Source organism: Komagataeibacter europaeus LMG 18890 (assembly GCF_000285295.1).
GTDB classification, from domain to species: Bacteria; Pseudomonadota; Alphaproteobacteria; order Acetobacterales; family Acetobacteraceae; genus Komagataeibacter; species Komagataeibacter europaeus.
This window is the reverse complement of sequence record NZ_CADP01000107.1, coordinates 1-8,643: the sequence shown is the minus strand read 5'-3', so window position 1 is coordinate 8,643 and position 8,643 is coordinate 1. Positions and strand designations below refer to the sequence as shown.

At 62.9% G+C, this 8,643-nt stretch carries 8 protein-coding genes; 4 read left to right on the top strand and 4 right to left on the bottom strand.

Translation table 11 applies throughout. From position 1 onward, the window contains the following. Positions 1-369, top strand: a 369-nt coding sequence (locus GEU01_RS24795; RefSeq protein ID WP_269719726.1) for an IS4 family transposase, incomplete at its 5' end; no start/stop codon positions are given. On the opposite strand, the gene GEU01_RS17710 is transcribed toward GEU01_RS24795, so the two are convergent. Further along, on the bottom strand, positions 360-3,413 hold the full coding sequence (locus tag GEU01_RS17710; protein ID WP_232272612.1) for a hypothetical protein: 3,054 nt from the start codon (positions 3,411-3,413) through the stop codon (positions 360-362). The two genes, GEU01_RS24795 and GEU01_RS17710, sit on opposite strands and share 10 nt — an antisense overlap. Before the next feature lie 96 nt (positions 3,414-3,509). Further along, on the bottom strand, positions 3,510-4,475 hold the full coding sequence (locus GEU01_RS17705; protein WP_019087148.1) for a hydrogen peroxide-inducible genes activator: 966 nt from the start codon (positions 4,473-4,475) through the stop codon (positions 3,510-3,512). Positions 4,476-4,619: 144 nt separating this feature from the next. On the opposite strand from GEU01_RS17705, the gene ahpC reads away from it, so the two are divergent. From ahpC to GEU01_RS17685, 3 genes are all read left to right on the top strand, one after another. Continuing rightward, complete coding sequence (ahpC, locus tag GEU01_RS17700; protein WP_010508485.1) at positions 4,620-5,183, top strand: alkyl hydroperoxide reductase subunit C; 564 nt, start codon at positions 4,620-4,622, stop codon at positions 5,181-5,183. 76 nt (positions 5,184-5,259) lie between these two features. Beyond that, positions 5,260-6,843, top strand: coding sequence for an alkyl hydroperoxide reductase subunit F (gene ahpF, locus GEU01_RS17695; protein ID WP_019087147.1), 1,584 nt, complete (start codon positions 5,260-5,262; stop codon positions 6,841-6,843). A 232-nt stretch (positions 6,844-7,075) separates the two neighbouring features. Continuing rightward, positions 7,076-7,357 carry an aldehyde dehydrogenase family protein gene (locus tag GEU01_RS17685; RefSeq protein WP_019087145.1) on the top strand — a complete coding sequence of 94 codons (282 nt, stop codon included), beginning with the start codon at positions 7,076-7,078 and terminating at the stop codon, positions 7,355-7,357. A gap of 126 nt (positions 7,358-7,483) precedes the next feature. Here the strand turns inward: GEU01_RS17685 and GEU01_RS24790 are convergent, their stop codons facing one another. Next, on the bottom strand, positions 7,484-8,263 hold the full coding sequence (locus tag GEU01_RS24790) for a helix-turn-helix domain-containing protein (protein WP_081500012.1): 780 nt from the start codon (positions 8,261-8,263) through the stop codon (positions 7,484-7,486). Continuing rightward, a partial coding sequence (locus tag GEU01_RS17675) for a recombinase family protein (protein WP_019087006.1) occupies positions 8,260-8,643 on the bottom strand: 384 nt, incomplete at its 5' end. The genes GEU01_RS17675 and GEU01_RS24790, both read right to left, overlap by 4 nt.

The following is an 8,643-nucleotide window of genomic DNA, read 5'->3' as shown; positions in this document are numbered from 1 at the left end:
AAGCTTGAAGAGCTCCGCCTAACGACCGCAGGCCGGCTCGCAAACTGTATCGCCTTATGCTGCGTGGTGGCCTGGCGTATCTCATGGATAACAATGCTCAGGCGTGAATTACCAGGGACGTCGCCTTCTACCGTTTTTACAGATGTGGAACGCCAAATACTCGAACAGTTCACACCCATACGCAAACTCAGCACTTCACCAGACCTGGATTTTTACATCCGGGCAGTCGCCAGACTGGGTGGTTACCTTGATCGCGCTTCCGATGCTCCGCCCGGAACAACTGTTATCTGGAGAGGAATGTCTCGCCTGGCAGATATCGTTACAGGTGCTCTCTCCTATCAAATTACAGAAGAAAAAATTTATGGGTAACTGCAAGGCTGACCGTTGTCCAACAGTTGCTGCGACAGTTTTTCCAGGCTGCCAATCAGAACCGGCGTGAAAATGGCAGGATGCTGGTGGACAAGGGAAGTAAGGTCGTCAATGGCTTCGTGCCACAGGGCAAGGTAAACTTCCTTTGCCGGGCTGTCCTCGCGTGTCATGTTTTCCAGATCGGAAAGCACCCGCTTCAGTTCGTCGGCAAATGTCCCGGGACGCAGGGCCGCGAGTTCCATCATCATGCCCAGGCCTTCATGCCATGGCGCGTAGATCTGTTCAGGCAGCCCCAGTTCCAGCGTGACCACTGTCTGCCCCAGCAGAAGGGTGGCCAGCTGCATGCGCATCTGCAGGTTGTCCGGGTTCCGGGCCACGATGTCGCGGTACAGGGCCAGTACGTCGCGCAGCAGGGAAAGGCAGTCATCCGTCCGGTCGCCCATCAGCAGGCCCGCCACATCCCTGAATGCCTCCAGCATGGCTTCGTGGAATTGATCTGGGTCCTTCAGGGTCAGGTCCATGTACAGCCTGACGGCGGCAGTGCCGCTGGCGATGGCCTCGTCGTGCTGGTCCCACCTTTCCTGGCGTTGCGACAGTTCGGTCAGGATATGGGCCTGCCGGGGCGTGAAGCGCTTCGGGTCCGTCTGTGCCAGTGTGCCGTACAGGTCGGCTGCCTCCTGCATGGCCTGCATGTTTTCCACCCTCAGGGCCGGATCGGTGGGGGATGAATGCATGTTGAACCGTTCAAGCTCCCGCGCCAGCGGCAAGCGGAAGATGTCCGGCCCTTTTTCCGCCAGTATCCGGTACAGCCGGATGGCTTCACGCAGGGTATGGTGACGGTCCGCTACCCGTCCCAGCGCGCCGTGGCACCGGGTAAGGGTGACAAGGTACGCCGCCAGTTCAGGCAGGCCCGCGCCCTGCCGCCGCTCGGTAAACGCGAACTGGAGCGAGACGGCTTCCTCCATGGATTTCAGCGCGGCTTCGTCCTGTGACAGTTCCAGCTGGTGGCTGGCCAGCTGGTGCAGGCTGTCCGCCAGCGCGGGCTGGAACGTATCGGGGTAATCATGGGCCAGTGCCGTGTACAGGATCACGGCCTCCAGCGCGGTTTCACGTGCTTCCTCATACGCGCGCAGGCTGGCCTGGCATGATGACAGCAGCAGCAGGCTTGCGGCCAGGTCGGGCTGGAACGTCACCGGGCTTGCATCGGCCAGCCGGGTCTGGATGGCGATGGCGCGGCGCAGCGTCCGCCGCGCCGCCATGGGCTGATCAAGGTCGTGCTGGGCACGCGCCATCTGATACAGGCTACGGGCGCGGTAGGGGCGGAAGGTCGCCGGGTCATCTTCCGCCAGTGCGGTGTAGGCCGCCACCGCCTGCCGCGCCATGGGCTGGGCGGCAGCCGGGGCATCCAGCCCGTTATCGTACCGTGCGATGTCATGCAGGCTGGCGGCGGCGGCAGGGCGGCAGGCGGGATCCCGTGCGGCAAGGGCGGTCTGGACTGCCATGGCTTCGCGCGCCGCATGCCGTGCCTGTTCCGGCTGCCACAGGTCGGCATGGCGGTGGAACAGGGCGGTCAGCGCCCGGCCCAGCGGGGCGGTGGGGGCCGATGCTCCGTCCGCGCGCAGGCTGGCTGTCAGCCTTTCCGCCACATCCAGCGCAATGGCCTGTATCCTTGTTCCCTGCCGGGGCAGGTGCCGCGCCAGGGCCAGTAACGCGTCATGATCCGCGACGCACAGCCCGGTCAGATGTTCCAGCCAGGCCAGGGGCCGGTTGTCCCCGATCTCCCACGCGGCCTGGCAGGCGCGGACCGTTCCGGCAACCAGCGGCAGGCGCAGGGATGGGGTGGCAGGCAGCCGGTCCAGTATTTCCGTCCCCTGCGACATGACCAGATGCATGCCAAGCGCACCGGCCACCATGCCGGGCAGGGACACCGCCGTGCCGCCGTCGCATCCAGGCTGGGCCATGCGCAGGGCATGCAGGCAGGCTTCCATCCGGGCGGGCGCATCGGGCTGGCTGGCCGGGGCTTCGGCCTGCGCAACCTGTCGCAGCGTGGCCGCGTCCATGCCGCCACACAATGCGCTGATACCCGTCAGCGCCCACGCCTGCGGCCGCATGTCTTCCGGCATGCCGCCATCCGCCTGCCACAGGGCTTCGATCCGCCGGACCTCCTCTTTCACCATGCGCGACAGGAGGGACGGGATGCCGAGCGTGCGGGCAGCCAGCAGTCCATCGCGCGCCGCGACAAACCCCAGCGCGATCAGGAACAGGGTCGATCCTTCCCGTGCCAGTTCATCCAGCTTGTGGCGCAGCATCATGGCGGTATCAAGCGGTGGCGCACTGCCGCTGGTGGCGCGATAGGCGGCGGCGAAAACCGCATATCGGGCGTCGGCCCCGGTCAGCGGGGGCAGGTCGGGCCATTGTGCGGGGGACAGCAGGGCGGGCAGGGCAGCGTCCGCCTCATTATCCGGGCTGAAGATCTCATTCACCCACAGGGTGTCCAGTCCCGCACGTTCCAGCAGGACAAGACGCAGCGGATGGGCGGGACAGGGCTGGCGGACCAGTGCGCGCAGCCATGCCCCGACCTGCGTGGCCCGGCTGGCGGCGTTGTCGATAATGACCAGCGTGGGCTGCTGCCAGACCGTGGTGAAGGGCGCGTCCGGGAAAATCCCCGCCTTACCCGGCGGCAGGAAACCCGCCATCCAGCCATCTTCCCGCGCGCGGGCGACCAGTTCGGTGCCCAGGCGCGTCTTGCCCTGTCCCGGCCTGCCGGTAATGATCTGGACCGACACGTCCTGCGTCGTGTCCGCCATCCACTGGCGCAGCGCATCCAGCCGTTCCCCATGCCCCTGGAACGGGATGTCATGGCTGTTGCCGGGATGGAGGATCTGGGCCAGTGACCGCCGGCTGCCCGTTTCCGCCGGGGCCGGGGCGCAGGCGGCCAGATCCAGGGAGTGGCTGACCGGTTCCGCGGTTCCCGGATCGTTACAGATTATTTTCAGGACTGTATTTCGGGTCCGGGACTCATGCATGCGGTGATTACGGCTCATTACCTGACTATACCCATGGATGAAAAGCGCGATAAAGAGGATTCCCCACTATTATGGTCCAATGCCCCTAAAAAAATATCGGCCGGCCCCCCACGGTCATGCAGGCCGGATGGGCGTCCCGTCATGCGGTGGGGGCGGGGCATCAGCCGACGTGCAGCCTTCGGGCGGATTTTCGCGCAGGAAGCGGGCAAATTCATCAAATGCCGGGCCACGCGGGTCGGATGTGCGCCAGACAAGCCCGATCGTGCGACCCGCGCCGGGCAGGGGGGTTACGGTGATCAGCCCGTCCCATTCGCCCCGGTGGCGCAGCGCCAGGCGGGGGATCAGGGAATATCCCTCACCCGCGCCAATCATGTGCCACAGCATTTCAAGGCTGGTGGCTAGGCGCGACGGGTCGCGCCGTGGCGACATGCCACACAGCGCCAGCGCCTGATCGCGCAGGCAGTGCCCGTCTTCCAGCAACAGCAGGTCCGGTCCCCTCAGGTCCGGCATCGCCAGTGCCTTGCGCCGGGCCAGCGGGTGGCTGGCGGGAAAGGCGGCCAGAAACGGTTCGCGGAACAGGGGCGCGTACTGGAGTCCTTCCCCGCTGACCGGCAGGGCCGCGAAAACCACATCCAGTTCGTCATGGCGCAGCATCCGCAGCATTGTATCCGTCAGGTTGTCGGTCAGTTGCAGCTTCAGTTGCGGATAGGCCCGCCGCAGCAGCGGGAGCAGGTCGGGCACGTAATAGGGGCCGAGGGTTGCAATGATCCCCATGCGCACCACGCCTTCCAGCGGGCCGGTGCGTGCGCGTGCGGCCTCGATCATGGCGCGGGCGGCAGCCAGCACGTCGCGCCCCATCGCGATCAGGCGCGCGCCATCGGGCGTGACCGTTACATGGCGGCGCGTGCGTTCGAACAGGACCACGCCCAGCAGCGATTCCAGCTTGCGCACCTGTTCCGACAATCCGCCCTGGCTTACGCCGCAGCGTTCCGCCGCGCGGGAGAAGTTGCGCAGGTCATCCACTGCCACCACATATTCGATATCGCGCAGCGACAGGCCCGAAAGAGGAATATAATTCATATCTATAGATAGGACCGATTTCGGGGCATTTGTAAAAAGGTTTTTCCGATCAGACCCATTGACAGAAACGGTTTCTCCCCATTTCGTGTTTGTGGGACAGATACCCGGTCAATAACTGACAAGCCAAAGCAAGGAGCATTCCGCATGGCACGCATCAATTCGTCTCTGAAGCCGTTCGAGACAGACGCCTTCCACAACGGAAAGTTCATCAAGGTGAGCGATGCCGACGTGAAGGGCAAATGGTCCGTCTTCTTCTTCTATCCGGCGGATTTCACCTTCGTCTGCCCGACGGAACTGGAAGACCTGGCTGAAAATTACGAGACGTTCCAGAAGCTGGGCGTGGAAATCTACTCGGTTTCGACCGACAAGCATTTCACCCACAAGGCATGGCACGACACGTCACCGGCCATCAGCAAGATCAAGTTCGTGATGCTGGGCGACCCGACCGCCCACATCGCACGTAATTTTGATGTCTATATCGAGGAAGCGGGCGTGGCCGACCGCGGCACCTTCCTGATCGATCCGGAAGGCAGGATCCAGTACATCGAAATTACCGCTGGCAGCGTCGGCCGCAGCGCCGCCGAACTGATCGCCAAGATCGAGGCCGCGCAGTACGTCGCGTCCCACCCCGGCGAAGTCTGCCCGGCGAAGTGGAAGGAAGGCGGTGCCACGCTGACCCCATCGCTGGACCTCGTCGGCAAGATCTGACGCCCATGGCCCCGGCCCGGTCCGGCAGGACCGGGCCACCCATGTCACCTTTTCCCAAAGAGCGGAGTCCATTCCCATGTTGCAAGATCCCATCAAGACGCAGCTCAAGGGTTATCTGGCCAGCCTTGCGCACCCGATCGTGCTGGAGGCCAGCCTGGATGACACCCCCGCTTCGCGTGAGATGCATGAACTCCTGCATGAGGTCGCCGCCCTTTCGGACAAGGTGCAGGTGTCCGAGACAGGGCAGGCCACCCGGCGGCCCAGCTTCGTCATCCGCCGTGATGGCGCGAAAACGGGGGTGACGTTCGCCGCCATCCCGCTGGGGCATGAGTTCACCTCCTTCGTGCTGGCGATGCTGCAGGTCGGCGGTCACGCGCCAAGGATCCCCGATGACGTGGCGGCCCAGATCCGCGCCCTGCCGGGACCGTACAATTTTGAAACCTATGTCGCCCTGTCGTGCCAGAACTGCCCCGATGTGGTGCAGGCGCTCAATGCGATGTGCGTGCTGAACCCCAACATCCACAACGTCACGATCGACGGGGCGCTGTTCCCTGATGAAGTCGCGGCGCGCAACATCATGTCCGTGCCGCAGGTTTACCTGAACGGTGAACTGTTCGAGACGGGACGCATGGAAATCGAACAGATCCTGGTGAAACTGGATGCCGATGCCCCGCGCCGCGCCGCGGAAAAGCTGAAGGATGTCGCGCCGTTTGATGTCCTGATCATTGGCGAGGGGCCCGCTGGCGCATCGGCTGCGGTCTATGCCGCGCGCAAGGGGCTGCGCACGGGACTGCTGGGCGACCGCTTTGGCGGACAGGTCATGGATACCGCTGGCATCGAGAATTTCATCTCCATACCCGAAACCGATGGCCCGAAACTGGCTGCGGCGCTGGAGGCGCATGTCAGGCAGTATGACGTGGATATCATTCCCGGCCAGCGCGCCAAGGAACTGTTCCCCGCCACCCAGCCCGGCGGCCTGCATGGCGTGGTGCTGGAAAGTGGCGCGGTCCTGCATTCCCGCACGGTCATACTGGCCACCGGCGCGCACTGGCGGCACCTTGGCGTGCCGGGCGAGGAGGAATACCGCAACAGGGGCGTCGCCTACTGCCCGCATTGCGATGGCCCCTTCTACAAGGGCAAGCGCGTGGCCGTGGCGGGTGGTGGCAATAGCGGGGTGGAAGCGGCCATCGACCTGGCCGGTATCGTCGCCCACGTGACCCTGCTGCAGCGCGGGTCGCACCTGAAGGCGGACAAGGTATTGCAGGACAAGCTGCATACCCTGCCCAATGTCACGGTCCTGACCGAGGCCCTGACCACGCGGATCGAGGGCAACGGCCATAATGTGACCGGCCTGACCTATCGCGGCGGCGATGGCGCGGACCACCATATTGATCTGGAGGGGGTGTTCGTGCAGATCGGCCTGCTGCCCAACACGGGCTGGCTGAAGGGCACGCTGAAGCTGAATGACTTTGGGGAAATCATCGTCAACGACCACGGCGCCACCTCGATCCCCGGCGTGTTCGCGGCGGGCGATGCGACGACCACGCCCTACAAGCAGATCGTCATTGCCATAGGCGAAGGGGCGAAGGCGGCGCTGTCCGCCTTTGACTACCTGATCCGCGTGCCTGCGCCTGCACCGGAAAAGCTGGTTACGGCCTGATGGGAAAGTAATAAAAGTTTCCGGGCGCCGCCCTTTTTTCAAAAAGGCGGCGTTCTTCCTGGCTTTCCGGAAATGGTTTGGTGGATATCGACATGTGCAGATACCACGCAACCCCGACGCCTTCATGCCGTTCTGCACGCACAGGCGGCATGAAGACGGCGTTGGCCGGTTAAACGCAACGCCGCTGCATGGACCACGCCTGTTGCCCCAAGATCCGGATGGAGACAGGCCAATGGCGTACAAGACAGTCAATCCGTTTACCAATGAGACCATTGCAACATTCCCCGACCTGACGGATACGGAACTGGCGCAGAAGCTGGACCGTGCCCAGGCGACATACAGGGAATGGTCGAAACTGCCCTTTGCCAAACGCGCGGCCATCGTGGGGAAGGCTGCCGACCTGCTGCGCACGCAGAAAGATAAATATGCCCGCCTGCTGACGCTGGAAATGGGCAAGCTGTACCGCGAAAGCCTGGCGGAAGTCGAACTGTCCGCCGATATCCTGCAATATTGAGGCCATCGTGTGGAAAGTACGCTAAACAACGTTTAGCATGAACAGTAGAAGAACGTCTGGGTAGCGTGATCTTGTCTGAGGGCAAGTCGCTGTTTCTTTGTTGAACAACGGCAAGCAGCACGGAAGTTAGCGGATGAAATATCCGCTAACGCGCCAATATGGCTGTTCACGAGAAAGTACGACGGTTTCAACCGCGTTGGGTTTGTTAGCGAAACGCGTCTGGAACTGAATGATCTGATAGTCACCCGCTGGCGCGCCCGGCAGCGTTTTTGTCTGCATCACGCTTTGGAAAGTGCGTGATGACGGGCGTCCCAACGGTTGTCGTACAGACTGGATCGTAGTGGCCCACTGCGCCGGGGTGATCTTTGCCTTGAACAGTGTGCCTGCGGCTTGCCAGCTTGCATCCCACTGCCCTTCATCAAGCAATTCGACCCATTTGCGGGCATCGGCCGATGCCTTTGTTTCGGCAGGACGGGCAATGCTTGTCGAAATATTCTGGGCGGAAACCCGGGCGTCGTCCTGCCCGCTGATGGTCAAAAGCGCTGCGGCCGCAATGATAAGAGACATGATAAGCATTCCTCCGGTAAGCCACGCCAGGCGATGCCCCGACGATCGCGGCGGTGCTGGCTCTTTGGCTCTATCCACCGAAGAAGTTGCTTCGGCACCCCCAATTTCTTTGGGGCCGACATTATTGGGGGTGCCCCCATCCATCTCGGCGAGACGTCGGGCAGCTTCACGGCTGCTCGAAACGCCCAGCTTGCGCCGCGCATCGCGTAGGCGGTCATTTATTGTGTGCACCGACAGACCAAGCGTATTGGCGATGGATTTCGCGTCATGGCCGACCAGAAGCAGACGTAGAGCTTCTTTCTCGCGCGCGCTGAGAACCACTTGATCGTCTGTTGTCATGATACAGCCGATGGTGTCGGCCGCGCGACGCCAAGACGCTTCATCTCGCGATAGACAGTCGATCGCCCGATCCCGAGCTGACGCGCCGCTTCAGTCGGCGACACGCTCGCCGCGATAAGTTTTAGCGCCGCGCTGATCTTGTCGTTGTCGAGCGGCTGCCGCCCCGGCAGCCTGCCCTTTGCTCTCGCCGCTGCAATCCCGTCGCGTGTACGTTCTGAGATCAGTCGCCGCTCAAAATGCGCAATGGCGCCGAAGACGTGGAAGATCAGCTCTCCGGCTGCGGAGGAAGTGTCGATTTTCTCCTCCAGGCTGAGCAACGCTATTCCGCGTGAGCGGAGCATGGTCACCGTTGTCAGCAACTCTCCCAGTGAACGACCGAG

Coding starts and splice junctions, on each gene's coding strand:
- ahpF (WP_019087147.1), top strand. CDS start 5,260: ATGTTGCAAGATCCCATCAAGACGCAGCTCAAGGGTTATCTGGCCAGC.
- GEU01_RS24790 (WP_081500012.1), bottom strand. CDS start 8,263: ATGACAACAGACGATCAAGTGGTTCTCAGCGCGCGCGAGAAAGAAGCT.
- ahpC (WP_010508485.1), top strand. CDS start 4,620: ATGGCACGCATCAATTCGTCTCTGAAGCCGTTCGAGACAGACGCCTTC.
- GEU01_RS17685 (WP_019087145.1), top strand. CDS start 7,076: ATGGCGTACAAGACAGTCAATCCGTTTACCAATGAGACCATTGCAACA.
- GEU01_RS17710 (WP_232272612.1), bottom strand. CDS start 3,413: ATGAGCCGTAATCACCGCATGCATGAGTCCCGGACCCGAAATACAGTC.
- GEU01_RS17705 (WP_019087148.1), bottom strand. CDS start 4,475: ATGAATTATATTCCTCTTTCGGGCCTGTCGCTGCGCGATATCGAATAT.